At 66.2% G+C, this 19,671-nt stretch carries 21 protein-coding genes and 1 pseudogene; 6 read left to right on the forward strand and 16 right to left on the reverse strand.

All coding sequences use genetic code 11. The features are described from left to right. Position 1: 1 nt before the first annotated feature. From DW2_RS03360 to DW2_RS03385, 6 genes are all read left to right on the forward strand, one after another. Complete coding sequence (locus DW2_RS03360) at positions 2-1,357, forward strand: TRAP transporter large permease (protein WP_038143837.1); 1,356 nt, start codon at positions 2-4, stop codon at positions 1,355-1,357. 253 nt (positions 1,358-1,610) lie between these two features. Continuing rightward, complete coding sequence (locus DW2_RS03365) at positions 1,611-1,907, forward strand: FtsB family cell division protein (protein ID WP_038143839.1); 297 nt, start codon at positions 1,611-1,613, stop codon at positions 1,905-1,907. A 146-nt stretch (positions 1,908-2,053) separates the two neighbouring features. Further along, entirely contained in the window at positions 2,054-3,079 is a 1,026-nt protein-coding gene (gene pdhA / locus DW2_RS03370; RefSeq protein WP_038143841.1) for a pyruvate dehydrogenase (acetyl-transferring) E1 component subunit alpha, read from the forward strand. 13 nt (positions 3,080-3,092) lie between these two features. After that, entirely contained in the window at positions 3,093-4,475 is a 1,383-nt protein-coding gene (locus DW2_RS03375) for a pyruvate dehydrogenase complex E1 component subunit beta (protein WP_038143842.1), read from the forward strand. Positions 4,476-4,487: 12 nt separating this feature from the next. Beyond that, positions 4,488-5,801, forward strand: coding sequence for a pyruvate dehydrogenase complex dihydrolipoamide acetyltransferase (locus DW2_RS03380; protein WP_038143843.1), 1,314 nt, complete (start codon positions 4,488-4,490; stop codon positions 5,799-5,801). Between the two features lie 142 nt (positions 5,802-5,943). Next, complete coding sequence (locus DW2_RS03385; RefSeq protein WP_038143844.1) at positions 5,944-6,282, forward strand: carboxymuconolactone decarboxylase family protein; 339 nt, start codon at positions 5,944-5,946, stop codon at positions 6,280-6,282. A gap of 72 nt (positions 6,283-6,354) precedes the next feature. On the opposite strand, the gene cysE is transcribed toward DW2_RS03385, so the two are convergent. The 16 genes and pseudogenes from cysE to DW2_RS03465 all read right to left on the reverse strand — a co-directional run bounded on the left by cysE (position 6,355) and on the right by DW2_RS03465 (position 19,660). After that, positions 6,355-7,161 carry a serine O-acetyltransferase gene (cysE, locus tag DW2_RS03390; protein WP_038143847.1) on the reverse strand — a complete coding sequence of 269 codons (807 nt, stop codon included), beginning with the start codon at positions 7,159-7,161 and terminating at the stop codon, positions 6,355-6,357. 104 nt (positions 7,162-7,265) lie between these two features. Continuing rightward, positions 7,266-11,225, reverse strand: a complete 3,960-nt coding sequence (locus DW2_RS03395) for a baseplate multidomain protein megatron (protein ID WP_038143849.1) — start codon at positions 11,223-11,225, stop codon at positions 7,266-7,268. Further along, positions 11,226-11,678 (reverse strand): C40 family peptidase, encoded by a 453-nt coding sequence (locus DW2_RS03400; protein WP_202900080.1) that lies wholly within the window; start codon positions 11,676-11,678, stop codon positions 11,226-11,228. Continuing rightward, a complete protein-coding gene (locus tag DW2_RS03405; RefSeq protein WP_038143850.1) occupies positions 11,675-12,565 on the reverse strand; it encodes a DUF2163 domain-containing protein in 891 nt (296 codons plus the stop codon). Before DW2_RS03405 ends, DW2_RS03400 begins: the two co-directional genes overlap by 4 nt. Further along, the gene (locus tag DW2_RS03410; RefSeq protein ID WP_038143851.1) at positions 12,565-13,197 is read right to left on the reverse strand and encodes a DUF2460 domain-containing protein; all 633 of its coding nucleotides are present in this window, start codon (positions 13,195-13,197) and stop codon (positions 12,565-12,567) included. Before DW2_RS03410 ends, DW2_RS03405 begins: the two co-directional genes overlap by 1 nt. A 10-nt stretch (positions 13,198-13,207) precedes the next feature. Next, entirely contained in the window at positions 13,208-13,861 is a 654-nt protein-coding gene (locus DW2_RS03415; protein WP_081874845.1) for a phage tail tape measure protein, read from the reverse strand. 5 nt (positions 13,862-13,866) lie between these two features. Then, positions 13,867-14,082 (reverse strand): rcc01693 family protein, encoded by a 216-nt coding sequence (locus tag DW2_RS03420; protein ID WP_081874830.1) that lies wholly within the window; start codon positions 14,080-14,082, stop codon positions 13,867-13,869. Beyond that, entirely contained in the window at positions 14,079-14,408 is a 330-nt protein-coding gene (locus DW2_RS03425; protein WP_038143854.1) for a gene transfer agent family protein, read from the reverse strand. Before DW2_RS03425 ends, DW2_RS03420 begins: the two co-directional genes overlap by 4 nt. Positions 14,409-14,415: 7 nt before the next feature. Next, complete coding sequence (locus tag DW2_RS03430) at positions 14,416-14,829, reverse strand: phage major tail protein, TP901-1 family (RefSeq protein WP_038143855.1); 414 nt, start codon at positions 14,827-14,829, stop codon at positions 14,416-14,418. Between the two features lie 79 nt (positions 14,830-14,908). After that, entirely contained in the window at positions 14,909-15,316 is a 408-nt protein-coding gene (locus tag DW2_RS03435; RefSeq protein ID WP_038143857.1) for a DUF3168 domain-containing protein, read from the reverse strand. Continuing rightward, positions 15,313-15,651: a head-tail adaptor protein gene (locus DW2_RS03440; RefSeq protein ID WP_038143859.1), complete on the reverse strand. Its 339-nt coding sequence runs from the start codon at positions 15,649-15,651 to the stop codon at positions 15,313-15,315. Before DW2_RS03440 ends, DW2_RS03435 begins: the two co-directional genes overlap by 4 nt. Further along, a complete protein-coding gene (locus DW2_RS03445) occupies positions 15,648-16,244 on the reverse strand; it encodes a head-tail connector protein (protein WP_038143860.1) in 597 nt (198 codons plus the stop codon). Before DW2_RS03445 ends, DW2_RS03440 begins: the two co-directional genes overlap by 4 nt. 193 nt (positions 16,245-16,437) lie before the next feature. Next, on the reverse strand, positions 16,438-17,637 hold the full coding sequence (locus DW2_RS03450; RefSeq protein WP_156102876.1) for a phage major capsid protein: 1,200 nt from the start codon (positions 17,635-17,637) through the stop codon (positions 16,438-16,440). 38 nt (positions 17,638-17,675) lie between these two features. Beyond that, positions 17,676-18,233, reverse strand: a complete 558-nt coding sequence (locus tag DW2_RS03455) for an HK97 family phage prohead protease (protein WP_038143861.1) — start codon at positions 18,231-18,233, stop codon at positions 17,676-17,678. Positions 18,234-18,243: 10 nt separating this feature from the next. Then, complete coding sequence (locus DW2_RS03460; RefSeq protein ID WP_038143862.1) at positions 18,244-18,477, reverse strand: GTA head formation protein, RCAP_rcc01685 family; 234 nt, start codon at positions 18,475-18,477, stop codon at positions 18,244-18,246. A 3-nt stretch (positions 18,478-18,480) separates the two neighbouring features. Beyond that, positions 18,481-19,660: pseudogene (locus DW2_RS03465) on the reverse strand (phage portal protein). Positions 19,661-19,671: the final 11 nt, after the last annotated feature.

Below are 19,671 nucleotides of genomic sequence, written 5' to 3' on the forward strand. Positions count from 1 at the left end.
CATGGGTATCGAAATCGGAATCGAGTGGCTCACACTCATCATGTTCGGGAGCCTGCTGGTGCTCCTGATGGCGGGGCTGCCGCTGGCCTTCGTCACCGGGGGCCTGGCCTGCGTCTTCCTGTTCATCCTGGGCGACGCGCGCGCGCTCAACATCGTGCCGAGCCGGATCTTCCCGCTGATGACGAATTATCAGCTATCGGCGATCCCGCTCTTCATCTTCATGGCCGCCATGCTCGAGAGGGCCGGGATCATCAACGACATGTTCGATGTGATCTACAAGGTGCTCGGCGGCGTGAAGGGCGGCCTCGCCTCGGCCACGATCATCGCCTCGACGATCCTCGCCGCGATGGTCGGCGTGATCGGCGCGGCGGTCGTGACGATGGGCATCATCGCCCTGCCGGCGATGCTCAAGCGCAAATACGAGCCGAAGATCGCGATGGGGTCGATCATGGCGGGCGGCACGCTCGGCATCCTGATCCCGCCCTCGATCCTCGCGATCATCTACGCGGTGGTCGCCGAGCAGTCGGTGGGCGAGCTGTTCATCGGCGCGGTGATCCCGGGGCTGATGCTCTCGAGCATGTATATCGCCTATGTGACGATCCGCAGCTACATCAACCCCGAGCTCGGCCCGGCGATCCCCGAGGAGGAGCGCGTGACCACCGCCGAGAAGTTCCGCCTCATCGGCAAGATGACCGCGCCGATCACCCTCGTGGTGGTCGTGCTCGGGATCATCTTCTCGGGCGTGGCGACGCCGGTGGAAGCGGCCGGCATCGGCACCTTCGGCGCCTTCATCGTCGCGGCGATCCACCGCAAGCTGGACTGGCCGACGGTGCGCGAAGCCTGCACCACGACGCTCAAGGCCAGCGCGATGGTCATCTGGATCATGTTCGGCGCGACGATCTTCGTCGGGCTCTACGTGCTCGAGGGCGGCCAGCAATTCGTGCAGGAGGCGCTCGCCGCGACCGGCCTGGGCCCCTGGGGCATCCTGATCCTGATGCAGATCCTGCTGGTGATCCTGGGGATGTTCCTCGACTGGGTCGGCATCCTGCTGCTCTGCGTGCCGATCTTCGTGCCGATCATCAAGGCGCTCGGGGCGCAGGCTTTCGGCCTGTCGAGCCCCGAGGATCTGGTTCTGTGGTTCGGCGTGCTCTACCTCGTGAACATGCAGATGAGCTTCCTCAGCCCGCCATTCGGCTACGCGCTGTTCTATCTGCGCGGGGTCGCGCCGCCCGAGATCCCGATGGGGGAGATCTTCCGCTCCGCCCTGCCCTTCCTCGGGCTGCAGGTGCTAGGGCTGGTGCTGTGCATGCTCTTCCCCGAGATCATCACCTGGCTGCCGAGCCTCGTCTACGGTTGATCGTCGCCTCGCGGGCGTGACGCCCCGAGCGGCCCCGCCCTCCCCAAGCCCGCGCAACGCGCGGCGACGGGGTGGCGGGGCCGTTTTCGTTTCGGGGCATGGCATTTGCGACATCGCGCGCGGTTTCGTCGCGATTTGATCGCAAGGGGGATTCCCTTGGCGAATCGCTTGTGTCATGTTGGTCCCAGAACGGCCCGAAAGAGGCCCCGGCGCGTCCGCGCAATCGGCACGACCGGACAGAACGAGGCAGGATATGACGACGCGACGCCCCACGATCGGGCCCCTCATCTTTGTGACCATCGCCGTTGTTCTCGGCGCCTATTTCGCCTTCGCCGCGGTGCAGGGCGAATACGGCATCCTGCAGCGCGTCCAGATCGAGGCGGAGATCGCGCAGCGCAGCTCCGAGCGCGACGCATTGCGCGCCAAGGTGGACCGGATGGCCAACCTCACCCGGCGCCTGTCCGACGACTATCTCGATCTCGACCTGCTCGACCAGCAGGCGCGCGAGGTTCTGGGCGCCATGCGCTCGGACGAAATCGTGATCCGCTGACCCCGCTTTCCAAGCGCCCTCGCCGCCCTAGTTGAAACGTGATCCCCATTCCTGCCCCGTCATGCCGCGGGGTCATTGCCTTCGCCCCGGCTTTGTTATAGGGAATGGTTTAACGTTGAACTATTCCGGCCAAGGGAGGTCTAGCCATGGCAGCACGGAAAGGCTCGGCGAGCGGCGCCAAAGCAGGCGCGAATGTCTCTGCCGACGAACTCAAGAGCTACTATCGCGACATGTTGCTGATCCGGCGCTTCGAAGAGAAGGCAGGTCAGCTCTACGGGATGGGCCTGATCGGCGGCTTCTGCCACCTGTACATCGGGCAGGAAGCGGTGGTCGTGGGCCTCGAGGCGGCGGCGAAAGAGGGCGACAAGCGCGTGACCTCCTATCGCGACCACGGGCATATGCTCGCCTGCGGGATGGATCCGAAAGGCGTGATGGCCGAGCTCACGGGCCGCGAGGGCGGCTATTCGAAGGGCAAGGGCGGCTCGATGCACATGTTCTCGAAAGAGAAGCATTTCTACGGCGGCCACGGCATCGTCGGCGCGCAGGTGCCGATCGGCGCGGGCCTTGCCTTCTCCGACAAGTACAAGGGCAATGACAACGTCACCTTCGCCTATTTCGGCGATGGCGCCGCCAACCAGGGCCAGGTCGCCGAGACCTACAACATGGCCCAGCTCTGGGATCTGCCGGTCGTCTTCGTGATCGAGAACAACCAGTACGCGATGGGCACGAGCGTCCAGCGCGCGACGAAATCGCCCGATTTCTACGAACGCGGCGTCGCCTATGGCATCCAGGGCGAGGAAGTGGACGGCATGGACGTGCTCGCGGTCAAGGCCGCGGGCGAGAAAGCGGTCGCGCATTGCCGCGCCGGCAAGGGTCCCTACATCCTCGAGATCAAGACCTACCGCTATCGCGGCCACTCGATGTCGGATCCGGCGAAATACCGGACCCGCGAAGAGGTGCAGAAGATCCGCGAGGAGCGCGACGCGATCGAGCATGTGCGTCAGCTGCTGCTGACCGGCAAGCATGCGAGCGAGGACGAGCTCAAGGACATCGACAAGGAAATCAAGGGCATCGTGAACGAGGCCGCCGATTTCGCCAAGGAGAGCCCCGAGCCCGCGCTCGAAGAACTCTGGACCGACATCTACACTGACGTGGCGCCGCAGAACGCCTGAGGGGGGAAGTAACATGGCAACGAAAATCCTGATGCCCGCGCTCTCGCCCACGATGGAAGAGGGCACGCTCGCGAAATGGCTCAAGAAAGAAGGCGACACGGTTTCGGCCGGTGACATCATCGCCGAGATCGAGACCGACAAGGCGACGATGGAATTCGAGGCGGTCGACGAGGGCACGCTGGGCAAGATCCTCGTGGCCGAAGGCACCTCGGGCGTGAAGGTCAACGAACCGATCGCGGTCCTGATCGAAGAGGGCGAGGACGCCTCGGCGATCGAGGAGGCCGAAGCGCCCGCGACCGGCGAAAGCGCCGAAACCCCGGCCCCGGCCTCCGTTCCGGCGGCGGCCAAGGCGGACGAGCCCGCCGCGGAGGCGCCGAAATCGAATGCCAGCCCCGACTGGCCCGAAGGCACGCCGATGAAGACGCAGACCGTGCGCGAAGCGCTGCGCGACGCGATGGCCGAAGAGATGCGCCGCGACGAGAGCGTGTTCCTGATGGGCGAGGAGGTGGCCGAGTATCAGGGCGCCTACAAGGTCAGCCAGGGCCTGCTCGATGAATTCGGCGCCAAGCGCGTCATCGACACCCCGATCACCGAACACGGCTTTGCCGGTCTCGGCGTCGGCGCGGCCTTTGGCGGCCTGCGTCCGATCGTCGAATTCATGACCTTCAACTTCGCGATGCAGGCGATCGACCAGATCATCAACTCGGCGGCGAAGACGCTCTACATGTCGGGCGGCCAGATGGGCGCGCCGATGGTCTTCCGCGGTCCGAACGGGGCGGCCGCCCGCGTCGCGGCCCAGCACAGCCAGGATTACGGCGCGTGGTATGCGCAGATCCCGGGCCTCAAGGTCGTCCAGCCCTATTCGGCGGCCGACGCCAAGGGTCTGCTGAAATCGGCGATCCGCGATCCGAACCCGGTGATCTTCCTCGAAAACGAGATCCTTTACGGCCGATCCTTCGAGGTGCCGGATCTGGAAGATTTCACCATCCCCTTCGGCAAGGCGAAGATCTGGCGCGAGGGTGCGGACGTCACCATCGTCAGCTGGGGCATCGGCATGAGCCACGCGCTGGAAGCGGCTGAAAAGCTTGCGAAAGAGGGGATCGAGGCTGAGGTGATCGACCTGCGCACGCTGCGCCCGATCGATTACGACACGGTGCTCGCCTCGGTGATGAAGACCAATCGCTGCGTCACCGTCGAAGAGGGCTTCCCCGTCGCCTCGCTGGGCAACCACATCTCGGCGGTGATCATGGAGCGCGCCTTCGACTATCTCGACGCGCCGGTGATCAACTGCACGGGCAAGGATGTCCCGATGCCCTATGCGGCGAACCTTGAGAAGCTCGCGCTCGTGACCTCCGACGAGGTCGTCGAGGCGGTGAAAAAAGTGACCTACCGCTGAGGAGACGGAAAGATGGCAACCCAGATCCTGATGCCCGCCCTGTCGCCCACGATGGAGGAAGGCACGCTCGCGAAATGGCTCGTCAAGGAGGGTGACACCGTCTCCTCCGGCGACATCATCGCGGAAATCGAGACCGACAAGGCGACGATGGAGTTCGAAGCCGTGGACGAGGGCACGATCGGCAAGATCCTCGTGGCCGAGGGCACCTCGGGCGTGAAGGTCAACGAACCGATCGCGGTGCTGCTGGAAGAGGGCGAGGATGCCTCGGCGATCGACGAGGCCGAAAGCCCCGCCGCCGCGCCCGCGGCCGAAGCCGAGGCGAAAGACGCACCGAAGGAAGCCCCTGCTGCTCCGGCAGTCGCGAGCCCGGCCCCGGCCGCCCCGCAGGGCACCGACGGCAAGCGTATCTTCGCCTCGCCGCTCGCTCGCCGGATCGCCGCCGACAAGGGCGTCGATCTCGCCTCTCTTTCGGGCTCGGGCCCGAAGGGTCGGATCGTGAAGGCTGATGTCGAGGCCGCCGAGGGTGGCAAGGCCGCGCCCGCGAAAGCGGAGGCCCCGAAATCGGCCGCCGCGGCCCCTGCCCCGGCCGCTCCGAGCGTCTCGGCCTCCACCATCGCCAAGATGTACGAGGGACGGGAATACGAGGAAATCTCGCTCGACGGCATGCGCAAGACGATCGCCGCGCGCCTCACCGAGGCCAAGCAGACGATCCCGCATTTCTACCTGCGCCGCTCGGTCAAGCTCGACAGCCTGATGAAGTTCCGCGCTCAGCTCAACAAGCAGCTCGAGGGTCGGGGCGTGAAGCTCTCGGTCAACGACTTCATCATCAAGGCCTGCGCGCTGGCGCTGCAATCGGTACCCGATGCCAATGCGGTCTGGGCGGGCGACAAGGTCTTCAAGATGAAAGCCTCCGACGTTGCCGTGGCCGTGGCGATCGAGGGCGGTCTCTTCACGCCCGTGCTGAAGGATGCCGAGAACAAGTCGCTCTCGGCGCTGTCCGCCGAGATGAAGGACCTCGCCACCCGCGCCCGCGACCGCAAGCTCGCACCGCACGAATATCAGGGCGGCAGCTTCGCGATCTCCAATCTCGGCATGTTCGGGATCGAGAATTTCGACGCGGTCATCAACCCGCCGCATGGCGCGATCCTTGCCGTCGGCGCCGGGATCAAACAGCCGGTGGTGAATGACGCTGGCGAGATCGAAGTCGCGACGGTGATGTCGATGACACTCTCGGTCGATCACCGCGTGATCGACGGGGCGCTCGGGGCGGAACTGCTCAAGGCGATCTGCGAGAATCTCGAAAACCCGATGCTGATGCTCGCCTGATCCCATCGCGGCAAACGCAATTAAGAAGCCCTCCGGATCCGATCCGGGGGGCTTTTTTCGGTCTGCGTTGATCTCGGTCACCGACGCCTGAGATCGGCACGCTACACTCGGGGCGCTCTCATATCTGCAACAGGAGTCGACCATGGAGTGGAAGAAAGAAATTGCGGCAGCCAAGGACAACATGGCCGATTACGGCACCAAGCAGGAAGCGAGCGCGCAAGGCTTCGGCGCCCTGCACGAAGCCGCGCTGGCTCCCGGTGCACTCGACAAGAAGCAGAAGGAGTTGATCGCGCTTGCGATCGGGATCGCCAAGCAATGCTCCTACTGCATCGGGTTCCACGTGGAGGCCTGCATCGCAGCGGGTGCAAGCCGGCAGGAGATCGAGGAGACGGTCAACGTCTCGGTCCTCATGGGCGGCGGCCCGGCGATGATGTACGGAATGAAGACGCTCGAATGCTACGATATCCTCGCCAAGGGCTGATGCAAGCCGGGCTCGAGACATGAAAAAAGGCGGGCACCGAAGCGCCCGCCTTTCTCGAATTTCCTGGAGAGTTTACTTACTGCGCAGGAGCTGATCCATCTCCGACGCCGGACGGTCGCAGCCCGCCTCGCCCACGACCCGCGCGGGCACTCCCGCGACGGTCTTGCAGCACGGCACCTCCTCGAGGACCACCGAGCCCGCGGCGATGCGGCTGTTATCGCCCACCTTGATATTGCCGAGCACCTTTGCCCCGGCGCCGATCAATACGCCATTGCCGATCTTCGGGTGGCGATCCTCGTCTTCCTTCCCGGTTCCGCCAAGTGTCACCGAATGCAGCATCGAGACGTTGTTGCCCACCACTGCGGTCTCGCCGATCACGATCGAATGGGCATGATCCATCATTACGCCGCGGCCGATCCGCGCGCCGGGGTGAATATCCACGCCGAACAGCTCCGAGGCACGCATCTGCACGAAATAGGCCATGTCGCGTCGGCCGTTGGTATAGAGCCAATGCGCCACGCGGTAGGCCTGCAGCGCCTGGAAGCCCTTGAAGAACAAGAGCGGCTGGATGAGGCGGTGACATGCCGGATCGCGCTCATAGACCGCCACGAGGTCGGCGCGCGCCGCCTGCCCGATTTCCGGATCGGAGCGATAGGCCTCATCGGCGATCTCGCGCAGGATCTGTTCGCTCATCTCGCCCGAGGCGAGCTTCATCGAAAACCGATAGGCCAGCGCGCGCTCGAGCGTGGGATGATGCAGCAAGCCCGCGTGAATGAGCGCGCCCAGAAGCGGCTCGTCGCGCACCGCCGCCCGCGCCTCGTCGCACAGACGCGTCCAGACCGGATCGACCGTCGCCACTTTCGCCTGTTGTCTCGTCATCGGGCATCTCCCTCTTCGCGTTCGAGCCTAACACATAGGCTTTTAGTCGGATAGAGGAAGGGCAGCCACTCACTTTCGTACCATCCCGATGCCGCCCGCCGGAGTTAGGTCCCGGCTAGGCTGCGCGCGTAGAGCCCCGGCCCGTAGATATCCGAGATCTGCGCAACCTCGACCGAGAACGCCCCTGGAAGCCCGTCGGCGATTTTCGCGGTCTGGGAATAATGCCATTCGGGCGCGCTCGTCACGATCTCGCGGCGGATCGCCTGCCCTTCCAGGATACGCAGCAGGTAGCGCTCCGAGGCCTCGCCCAGCGCCACATCCATCGCCTCCCAGTCATCGCCGCCGATCCGCGTGCGGCGCACCCAACGGATCTGCCAGCCCTCCGCATCCGGTCTCACCCGCAAGTGACACGGCGAGAGCGGACGCAGCCCGTTGCCGGAAAATGCCTGCACCGTGTGTCGATAGGAAGGGTCATCGTAGGGCCGCGCCGCCGAGCCGATCCGGTAATGACGCGCCTGGTTGCGCGCCGCCGGTGGCAGCGCGATCTGTTCGGGGCTGCCATCCAGCAACACGACGACCGACCCCTCAGGCCAGACGGGCGGCATGAGCGCATCGGTTCCCAGCTGGCCCCGCAGCCTCAGGCTCAGATCCCAAATCCCCGTCCCGACCGGTTCGGCCCGCGCGAACTGAAACACCTCCCAATTGTCCGACGATCCGTCCCCGATCGCCATCGCGTTGAGCCCCGCGAGGACACCCCCTTCGCTCACGCTCTCGAGCTCGCCTGCAACGAGCCGCACTCGAAGCGGTGCCCCGCGATCCCAAAGCCCCGACTGCGCGGCCTCGAGCCGGTTCAGCGTCGCACCGATGACCGCACGCTTCTCCAGCCGCGAATTGAGTTCGTAGCCAGCATCCTGAAGCGCGGAAAAAACTGCGACCGCGCCGGGCCAGGGGCTCGCACTCACCGCGAGATGCGGCGCATAAGGATCCTCCGCCCCGCTCAGGAGTGGCAGGTCGAGAAAAACCGGCGTGACCGGTACAGGCGGGGCGAAGGCAGCAAGCCTCGCCGTCTCCTCGTCCTCCTCGCCCGGCTCATAGATCCCAGGCTCGACCCGCGTCGCCTCGACCGCGATTGCCTCTCCCCGCTCCATCCGGTCGATCCGATAGCGTCGCGTCGCCTCCTCGGTCTCGAGCGCAACGACATCCCCCGACGCAAGCCAGCCAAGCGACGGAGGGAGGGTGAACTGGGCGCTGTCGCGCGCGACCCGCGCTTCCGACAACCAGCGCGAGACGATCCGCAGCCCTTCCGCACGTGTGAGACCCAAGGGGATCTCGCTCGCCGCTGCGGGCCCTCCCTCTTCGTCGGGGAAGACCGTTTCGACCGCGCGGGCCTCGAAACTCCCATCCGCCTCGACATAGGCCAACCGCACCCGCCCCGCGATCTCCGCTTCGGGAACACGGCGCGTTTCGAGGCTCCGTCCCTCTGCGTCCAGCGCAAGCCCCGGCGCCGTGAGCACCGCATCGATCGAGGCATCACGCATCCGGAAAACGAGCTTGCCGTCACGCTCGACCGCGTCGAAGCCATAGGCGAGCGAGAGCGACTGCAGCGCGCCGCGCGGACTCACGCCGCCCTGCACTGAAAATCCGCGCACCACGCCATGAAGGCCGCCCACGTCGAAATCATGCAGACCCGCCTCCTCGCAAAGCTCGGCCACGACATTCGCCAGGGGCTGGGCGCTCGTTCGCCCCGAAATCCAGTGTCCACGCGCATAATTTTCCGCATCGCGCCAGACCTCCGGAAGACCGGGAAATTGCGGATAGGGCCGCGCATCCCAAGCCCAGACATACGCCCGCGACATATCGATCATCGGGCCGCCATAGAGGTCCGAAACCGGGTTACGCGCCGGATCGCTCCAATAGCCGGTCATCGCCCGCAGGTATTGCATCTGGATCGTGTCGTCGCGCCGCCCGTCAGAATAATGCGGGAGCGCACTTTCCGAACTCTTGGGATCGAGGAACTTGTTGGGCTCGTTCGTTCCCTTGTCCACCGCCGCGCACCCCAGTTCGGTGAACCAGATCGGTTTCGAACGCGGCACCCAGGCCGTAGGCGCCTCGCTCCTCACCCCGTCTATTCGCTCGTGATGGTCGTTCTCCCACCAGCCGCGAATATCCTTGTAGCGCCAGATCCAGGGCTCGTCATCGGCACCATCACTGATCGGCGTTCGGATCTGCGCATCGCGATGCTCGCGGGAGGCGTAATACCAGTCGTAACCCTCGCCACCCTCGATATTCGAACGCAGATATTCGAGATCGTAGATCGCGCCCCAATGCGCATCCGCATGATGCTCACCCGCCCGCCAATCCGAAAGCGGCATGTAATTGTCGATCCCGATGAAATCGATATTCTCGTCGGCCCAGAGCGGATCGAGATGGAAGAACCGGTCCCCATTGCCCGGCTGATAACCGAAATACTCCGTCCAATCCGCCGCATAGCCGATCTTGCAGTCGGCACCGAGAATGGCGCGCACATCCGCGGCGAGCCGGCGGAACTCCTCGACGGCCGGGAAGCTGTTGGCCATGCCCCGGATCTGGGTCAGTGCGCGCATCTCCGAGCCGATGCAGAAGGCATCCACCCCGCCCGCGCGTTTGCACAGATGGGCGTAATGCAGGATGAACCGCCGCAGCGACCATTCCTCGGGCCCCGAATAGAGGATGGTCTCTCCCGAAGCCACGAAATCTCCCGGAGCGGCCGCGCCGAAAAACGCAGCGACTTCCTGTGAGGCGATATCCGACCCGTCGGGCGAGCCGGCGCGCCCCGGCGCCTGCGACAAGGAGATCCGCCCCCGCCACGGCAAAGTCGGCTGCTCGGTCGCCTCCCCCCACGGATCCGGCAACCCGTTGCCCGCAAGCTGGTCCATCAGGATGAACGGGTAGAACGTCACCGCCTTCCCCGCCCCCCGGAGCGCCGCGATCGCTTCGATCACAGAAGCATCGGCCGGCGTCCCGCCATAGACCGAGTTCCCCTCGAGCCTAGGCACTTCCGCGACCGCCTCGCGCCCGGCACCCGAGACCTGCCAGCGCATTTCGCGCCCCTCGACCTCGCGCGAGCCGACCTTGGGTTGGACATGGCAACTCGAACAGCGCAGATCGTCCCCGAACCACGACACCACAAGCGAGACCGCGCCACATTCGGGCAACTCCTCATCCAGCATCCGCAGGCTGACGAGAAAATCCGTCTCGCCCCCGGGCGCGTGCTGGTTGACCGGAACCGCTTGTCCGTCGATCCCCCATCCGTTGAACGCCGAGAGCGAGGATCCTTCCGGGTAGACGGCGCCCGACCGCACCGCCGCCTCGCTCACCCGTCGCGTCGCAAGCGCATACTCGCCGGTGCCGGGGATCAGCGCCACCGCACTGATCGCCCGCGTCAGATCAGGAACCGCCTGCGCGCGCTCCCCTTGAGCCGGACGCACCACCTCGAAGGTGAATTGCGGCACGCGGTTTCCGAATGGCGCCAGTTCGAGATCCTCGAAGACGACATAGGCAATGCCGCGATAGCTCGGCGCCTCTCCCACGCCCTCGACCGCCTCGATCTTCGGGTCGGGCAGTTGATCTTCGCTGCCGGAATAGACGCGCATGTTGAGATCGTTCGGGTCAAGCTCCGCGCCATCCGCCCAAACGCGCCCGACCCGGAGGATTTCCCCCTCTCCAAGGGCGATCGCGAGGCTGACCGAGTAGCTGTACTCGACGACCTTCGGCTTGCCCTTCCCGCCGCCGCGCTTGCGCTTGCTCTCGACGAAGCGCGTGGCCCAGATCACTTGCCCGGCCGCGCGCACTCGGCCCCAGCTGCGCATCAGCCCCTCGCCTTCTGACGCACTCGTCAGGCGCAGCCGGTCGACCCGTCCGGTCTCCACCGACCCCGACCCGCCCCCCAGCAATTGCTGGTCGATCACGCGTCCCAGCGTCGCGCCCACCGCGCGCCCGATCACCGCTCCGGAAAGCCCCAGAACGGTCCCGCCGAAACCGGCTCCGAGCGCCGCGCCTGCCGCCGAAAGCAAAATCGTCGCCATCTACCCGACCCCTTCGTGAAATTGAAATCGCGCCACGATCCGACGCTGCCAGGGACGCGAAAGCGGGCTTTCGACGACACCGTGGCCGACATAGGCATGGATGAAGCGCGGCGCGGCCCCGACCTGCGTCACGAGGCCAAGATGCTTGGCAACCGCTCCTTCGCGCATCCGGAAGAGGAGGACATCCCCCAGCGCCAACGGCGCGTTAGCCGTTTTCAGATGCCGCGCGAGCCCATCCCAAAGCACCTCGTTGCGCCCCGCCTCCGACCAATCCGCTGTATAGGGCGGCACGATCTGCGGCTCGCTGCCGTAAAGCTCGCGCCAGACGCCCCGCAGGAGCCCGAGACAATCCGCCCCGCCCCCTTTGCGCGATGCCTGGTGCAAATACGGCGTGCCATTCCAGCGCCGTGCAATCTCGACCGCGCGCAGGGCCTCCTCCGATGGCGGGCTCACCGGAACAGGCTCCCGCCATCATTCGCCCCGCCCTGAACCGGGTAGGAAACCAGCCAATCCTCTCCGGGGATATGCGGAAAGCCCCGGAAATTCGCGAAATTGGCGAATTTCGCGCGGCAGGTCGCGGCTCGCTTGTCGCAGCCCGCCTCGAGCCGGACCTGATCGCCCGGCGCGACCTCTGCCGCGATCCGCTGCCACAGCTCGATCTCACGGATGCCGTCCGTGCGGGTTCGGTCGGCCTTGATCACACCGACCAACCCGGCTGCGGCACCGCTCAGCACCGTCAGTCGCCCTTTCTCGAACCAGCGCTCGGAGAATCCAGCCAACGCTCCAAAGCCGAAGCGCGCAGTCTCTTCGACGAAGGCGACCGGTCCCTCATGGGCGAAACCCGGCTGGCTCAGGTCGAACCGGCAGTCCGCGTCGCCCAGAACCGCCGCACAGCGCGGATGATAGATCCGCCCGCGCTCGGCCCCGAGCGCCTCGCTCAGCCCCCGCAACTCCGCCGTGAAGGCGCCCGCGCCGCGCGTGATCTCTCCCAGATGGCCCCGGAACAAAAGCGCCCGCTGGGTGACATCGGTCCAGTTGACGATCCAGGCGCGGACCTCCGCCCGGTCGTAGCGGCCTGCAAGAATCTCGCTCTCCGAGATCGCCTCGGAGCTCAGCGCTCCATAGACTTCGCTATTGTCGACCGCGAGCCCCGTTCCCTGAGCAAGCGCCTTCGCGGTCATCCCGCTCTCGGGTTCGAAGGCGATCCCCTCGAAATTCAGTCCCGCATCGTGATCGGTGAACCCGAGCACTTTTCCGTCGCGCCGTGTCACCGCCCAGGCCCGCGCGATCGTCGTCGTCCCGGTTCCGAGATGGGCGCGCAATTCCTCCGGATAGCTCATCAGACCCGCACCTCCACCACCGGAACCTGCGGCATCTCGCCCGCCTGGAAGGACTGAACCGAAACCTGGATCCGATCGGTGTCGAAACGCACCGGCACGTCGAATTCGAAGCCTGCCGTGATCGGCGCACCTTCAGCAGGCGGATCGACGAACGTCACCGTCCCCGCCCCGGTATCGAGCGACCAATGCACCGCCTCGGCCTGATACCCGCCCTGCACGCCCACCTTCACCGTGCCCGCGACCGGCTTGGAGACTGGGCGACGATACTCGACGCCCCCCGACACATAGGCTTTCGAGAGCTGGAACACCCGGCGCACGCCATCGCCATGCCCGATCAGCTGATCCTCATACGCGACCTCCTGCGAGGGCGCGCAACTCTTGTAATCGGCCCAGTCCTTCCAGCGAAACCCGTGCAACTGGCCGCCCCGCGCCTCGAAAAATGCCAGCAAGCGCTCGACATCGTCGAGCGAACGCAGCCCCACCCCCGCATCATAGCGGCGGCGCGAATGCGCCCAGGGCGAATTGCGTTCCTCGAACCCGTTGGTCAGCGTCACGATCTCGGTGCGCCGCTCGGGCCCGCCGACCGAGCCGAAACTCAGATTGGCGGGAAACCTCACCTCGTGAAATGCCATCTTCTCCTCCTCAGCGGTTGCGCTCGCCGCGCGCCAGCGCCCGGCTGACCTGCGCCGCGACCTGGCTCGAGCTGCGCTGGAAGCCGGCGATGTCAGGCGTGGAGATGTTCATCACCACATGCACCGCGCGTCCACCGCCCTGCGCCGCGACCCCAAGCCGTCCATCCGCGCCGCGGGTCAGCGGCATGATCGCCTCCGGCCCCGCCTCGCCCATCAAGCCGGTGGCGCCGCGCATCGGAAAAACCGTCGGGCTCGTGACCACGCCTCCCTTGGCAAACGGCATCACGCGGTCCTGCGTGAACGCTCCTCCCTGCGCGAAGGGAAAGACGCCGCCGAGAAGACCGTTGAGCCCATTGGCGAGGGCCCCGCCCGCCGCCTGCTGGACGGGTTTCATCGCGACATTGTAGACGCTGTCGGCCATGCTCTGTACGACCTGCCGGAGTGCATCCGACAGCCTCAGACCGTCAAAGACCACGCCATCGAAAGCCTTGCGCAAGCCATGCCCGAAGGAGGTGCTCAAGCTGTTCACCTCGCGCCCGGTGAAGATCAGGCTCTCTCGCATCGCGGCCAGTTCCTGGTTGAACGCCTCCGCGACAGCTCCCGCGCCGCCCAACTGACGTTCCAGCTCGGCCGCGCGCTCCGCCAACCCGTCGAACCCGTCCATTTCGGTCATCCTTCGCTCCTTTCATCGTCCCGCGCTCGGTCCGGGAACCGCGCAAGCAACGCGTCGAGCCGCGCCCGCACCATCGGTCGCGACGCCGTTCCGCTCTCGCCCGCGATCAGCGCCAGTTCCGCCGGCGTGAGCGCCCAGAAATCGGCGGGCCTCAGCCGCAAATGCTGCAGCCCGAGCCGCATCAGCCCCGGCCAGTCGAGGCCGCCGCTCACGTGCGCTCCTCGCCGGGCATCGAGAAGGCCCGCGCCAGAAGCTCCGCCGCCTTTCGCGCCGCCCCGAGCGGCCCCCCGCCGATCTCGACCGCGCGCAAATCCGCGGTCCGTCCCTGCCAGCCACCGCCGCGCAGCCCGGCCACGATCACCGCAAGCACGTCCCGGCTCGAGAACCTGCCCGCCTCGAACCGCTCCACCAGCGCAATCATTCCGCCCTCCGCACCGATCTCCGCCTCGAGTTCGGCGAGCGCCCCCAAGGTCAACCGCGCCACGTGCTCCACCCCGTCGAGCAGGATCTCGACCTCGCCCGCATATGGATTAGCCATGGCCACCTCAGATCGCCGTGAAGCTCAGCGCACCCGCCGAGGCCATTGCGATCTCGTAGCTCGCCTCGCCGTCATGACTGCCCGCATAGTCGATCGAAGTGATCATGAACGGCCCCTGCACGATGCCGAAATCGGGAATGATCACCTGGAAATGCGGCACTTCGCCGTCGAAGAAGATCTGCCGCGCGCGCTCATCGGTCCCCGCATCCTTGAACACCCCCGCACCCGAGATCTGCGCCGAGCGCACGCCCGCCCCCCCCAGAAGCTCGCGCCAGCGCCCTTCGCTTTCTAGGGAGGTCACATCAACGGTTTCCGCATTGAAGGTGATCCGCGTGGCGCGCAGCCCCGCGATCGTCTCGAAACTCTGGTCCCCGTTCAGGTCCAGTTTGATCAGAAGATCCTTGCCGTTCTGCGCCACCATGGCCAATTCTCCGATATTGGAAAGACTGTCTCCGTTAGGGCGACACTGGCCCGCCGGAATGTTCGATTCGTGAAAGGGGTCAGACCTCGACGCGGGCCCGGAAGGTGAGGTCGATGCGCCGCGAGGTCCCCTTGTCCACGCGCCGAGCCCGGGCCTTGCGAAACCACAGGCCCACGAGCTGGCCGCGCGAGAGCGTAAGCGGGTTGGTCAGAAGCGTGTCCGAGATCGCCTCGCCCACCTCCTTCGCCACCTGGAACCCGGCTGCATTGGTGATCACCGACACGGTGAAATCATGCACCGCTCCGTCGCCCGTCATGTCCGAAGCATCGCGCGCCTCCTCGGGCCCGAGGCTCACATAGGTGCCCGTCAGACTGCCCGAGGGCACCGCGTCGTAGATGGCCGTCCCGACGAGAGCGGCCAGCACCGGATCGCCCTGAAGCCGCGCATAGACCGCCGCCTGAAGGGCCGCTGAGATCGCATAGCTCATGCCGCCACCTCCTCACGCGCGAAACAGGTCAGGTAATGCCCGCCCGGATCTGCCTCGGCCACGGCGAGGATCCGAAACAACCGCGCCCCCTCGCGAAACCGCTGCTCGGCGCGGGGCCGGCGCGGAGATCCCTGCGGCGCGGCGCGCACCGTGATCTTCCAGGGCACCGAGGCCAGCGTCACGAATTCACCCGCGCGCTCGACCCCGGTACCCGGCTTCATCTGCGCCCACAGTTCACCAAGCGCGACCCAGGCTTCCGCGAACCCGCCCGCGCCGTCGGGCACCCGCTCCGGCGTTTCGAGCACCAGCCTGCGATTGAGACCCGGCGCGCTCATGCCCGGCCTCCGATCATCCGGACCGTCCGCCAGCGTTCGATCAGGGCCATCACCCCGAAGGACATCGCGCTCACCTCGGCGCCACCGGCCTGACGGCATTCGTAATATTGCGCGGCAAGCAGAAGGACCGCCTGCGCGAGATCCACAGGGACCTCCGCCCAGTTCGCACCGAACCCCGCGCTGAACCGGATCTCTGCCACGCCTCCCGCGGGGATCTCGGGCAAAGCCGTCCCCCGCGCCGCAAGGCGGGGCCGTTGGAGATCCGCGATCAGCCGGTAGTTTTCGGCAGGAAGCAGCGTGGCCTGCCCCGCCGCGTCGACCAGCCGAAGTTCGGAAACGCTCCGAACCGGAGCCACCGGCAGAGGCTGCTCGCATACCCCGCGCCACGCCGTGAGCGTCAGGGAGTAATCGCGCGCGAGCAGGACTTTCCCCGTGCGCCCCTCGATCGCCGCAATCGCCGCGCGCAGATAGGCCTCGAGCGCACCATCCTCGGCCCCCAGATCGGAAAACCCGGTTCCCAGGCGCACATGTTCGCGGAACGCGGTCAGCGGAAGTGTCTCCGCGCCGACCACCGTTTCTTCTTTCAACATCATGGATTTTCTCCGAAATTCACAAGGCGGCACCCCCAGCTCCAAGGGATGCCGCCCGTTCGGTCGGGCGCAGGCCCGGCCGCCGCTCGAACGGAGGGAGCAGCTAGTCGACGACCTTCAGCCCACGCCCGCCTCGGAACCGGTCTCCCGGCCCAAGCTCCCGACGCCCGCGACACTCCGGCCGCGGTCAGTCGCCTCAGGCGATGGCGAATTTCAGCAGCTTGATCGCGGCGAAGTCGCTTACGTCGCCGCCCACGCGTTTCGAGGCGTAGAACAGAACATGCGGCTTGGCCGAGAAGGGATCGCGCAGCACACGCAGGTCCGGGCGCTCCGCCACCGTGTAGCCCGCATCGAAATCGCCATAGGCGATCGCGAAACTGTCCGCCGCGATGTCGGGCATGTCCTCGGCGATCAGCACCGGATACCCCATCAGGCGCGGAGGCTCGCCCGCAGCCAGCCCGTCGGTCCACAGGAAGCGCCCATCCGCATCCTTCATCTTGCGCACCGCCCCGGCCGTCTTCGAGTTCATCACGAAGCTCGCATTGGCGCGATATTCCGCCTCGAGCGCATAGACCAGATCGACCACCGCATCGGCCGGGCTCGACCCCGCGAAATCACCCGCCGCGCCGGTCGCCACATAGCCGAGCGATCCCCAGTTCCAGGCGTCGTTCGAGATCTTCGGATGGGTCAGGAAGCCCGTGGGTTTGTCCACGCCATCACCCGAGATGAAGGCCGCCGCCTCGGCGCGAGAGAATTTCTCTGCGATGCGCTGCGCGAGCCAGCCTTCGACATCGAAAGCACTGTCGTCGAGCAGGCGCTGCGAGGCTTTCGGCATCGCCGCGAGTTCGTGCAGCGGGATCGAGATCCGGTCGATCAGCGGCGTCACCGTCTCCGTGAGGCTCGCGGTCTCGGTGGCCCAGCCGGTGCCCAGCTCCGAGCGGTCCACCAGCACGTCGAAGGAGGTCGCCTCGACATTCACCACATTCGCGATCTGGCGGATCGAGGCGGTCGCCTTGAGGACCGAGCGGATCGTCTCCGAGGTCTGCGGATCGACGAGGTAGCCCCCCTCGGCAGCCACCGCCGTGTTGAGCGCCTTGCCTTCGAGGCTGAGCCCGCGCAGCGCGTCGTCATCGCCCGAGCGCAGATAGGCCGCGAAGGCCTTCTGATGCGGCGCCTCTTCATGGGCGGCGGCGGAAAGGGCGGGTCGCCCGGCGGTCATCGTCTTGGTCTGCAGCATGGTCAAACGCTCATCCTGTTTTTGCATCTTCACCTTCACATCCTCACGGAAATACTTGACTTCCTTCACGAATCCGGCCAGCGCGGTTTTCACCTCAGCCGCCGGATCCGGGCCGTCGGACATACCCGTCCCGGCCCGAGCCTTGGTCTCGGTCTTCATGCTCACTCCATCTCCATCGGGTCAGAGGCCGCGCCGCGTCAGCGGTCAGCCAGTTCCGCCGCCGCCTCTCGCAAGGCCTCGGCCAGATCGCGCAAGCTGCCCTCTAGGCTCTCGCCCTTGGACGCCACCCGCGCCTCGCGAAGCATCGGAAAGGTCACCAACGACACCTCCCACAGCTCCAGTTCCGCAAGCAGCCGCTGGCCTTTCGCGTCCTTCTCCGCCGCCACCGTGCGATAACCGATCGACAACCCGTCGATCGCGCCCGCCGCGATCAGCGCCGCCGCCTCGCGCGCCCGCGCCACATCCGGCAGCAGCCGTCCCTTCACCCAGAGCCCGCGCGCATCCTCGCGGATCTCGTCCCAGATGCCGATCGGCTCGGCCGGGTCGTGCTGCCAGAGCATCTTCACCGAACCGCCGCGCGCCTTCAGCCGCTCGAGCCCTTTCGCGTAAGCACCCTTGCACACGATATCGCCGCCCTGATCGGGCAGTCCGAACAGGCTCGCATACCCCTCGATCACCGAACCGTCGCGTACCTGAACGGGTTGGGTGTCGCTTGCACAGAACTTCAACTCCAGTCCGTAATCTTCTGCTTTCATGTGATTTTCCTTATCCGGGGGCAAAATCCAGAACGCCCTGTATGGCTTGCGTGAGGATCACCGCGATCACGCCATAGACGGTCATCCAGAGGCGCCGCTCCAGCCCCTCGATCATCTTCTCGATCCGCCCCAGCCGCTGCTCGACCTGCGAGAATTGCAGCTCCATGATCTTCTCGGTCGCCACCATGCGCTGCTCGTGCGCGGCGAAGGGTTCCTTGAGATAGCGCGACCCGCCCGCCGTCATCGCTCAGCCCTCCGCGATCGGCGGCAGACCCAGCAGGCTCCGTTTCTCCGCCTCGGTGAGAAACCCCGCCTCGCCCACGCGCTTCCATTGCTGATCGCGCTCTGCGGAAAGCGCGGGGATCTGGTCGGGATCGGGCTTGAGCAGTACCCGCTCGCCCGCCCAGGTCGACAGCCACCAGGCGATATCGGCGGCGACCTTCGACGCCAGTGGCAGCACGGTGAGCCGGTAGAAGGCCCGATGCGCCTCGGCGTAATTGGCATAGGTCGCGTCGCCCGGGATCCCGAGCAGCATCGGCGGCACGCCGAAGGCCACCGCGATCTCGCGCGCGGCCGCCACCTTCGTCTGGTGAAACTCCATGTCCGAGGGGCTGAACCCCATCGGCTTCCAGTCGAGCCCGCCCTCGAGCAGCATCGGCCGTCCCGCATTGCGCGCGCCCTGATGATGGGTTTCCATCTCGAAGACCAGCCGGTCATATTGTTCGGGGCTCAGCGTGCCCTGCCCGTCCGCCCCCTTGAAGATGATCGCCCCAGAGGGCCGCGCTGCATTGTCCAGAAGCGCCTTCGACCAGGCGCTCGCCGCGTTATGCACGTCGACCGCCACCGCCGCGGCCTGAAGCGGCGAGAGCCCGTAATGATCGTCTTGCGGATGAAAACTCTTCAGATGACAGATCGGGTCGGGACTTCCCGTCATGTCGAAGCGGTGCTTGCGCCCCGCCACCGTGTAGTCATAGGCGATCGGCCAGCCATCGGTCCCCGGTACGATGCTCATCCGCTCCGAGCGCAGCACATGCAGCTCGCGCGGCAGGCCCGGTTCGAGCGCAACCGCCTCGAGATAACCATTGCCCGACAGCAGGATCTGCCCGTAGAGCGCCTCGAAGAAAGCCGCCCGCCCCTGCGACGCATTGGGCCGCGCGATCAGGTCGAGCACGGGATGGATATCGTAGCGCCGCTCCGCATCCTGGCAGACCAGCGGGATCGCCGCCGCGGCCTCGGCAATCAGCTTCACGCAGCGAAAGCCCACCGGATTGCCGGTGAACGCCTGCCGCGTCAGCGAGCCGGTATCGCGCGGGCTCCAGACCACCCGCCCCCCCCCCGCTCGCCATCGCCACGATCCGGCCCGTCGCCGAGGCCTTCACTTCCGGCGCGCCCGCCGCATCGGTCTTGCGAAAGATGTTCCAACCCATTCCCGTCTCCT

This window comes from Thioclava atlantica (genome assembly GCF_000737065.1).
GTDB classification, from domain to species: domain Bacteria; phylum Pseudomonadota; class Alphaproteobacteria; order Rhodobacterales; family Rhodobacteraceae; genus Thioclava; species Thioclava atlantica.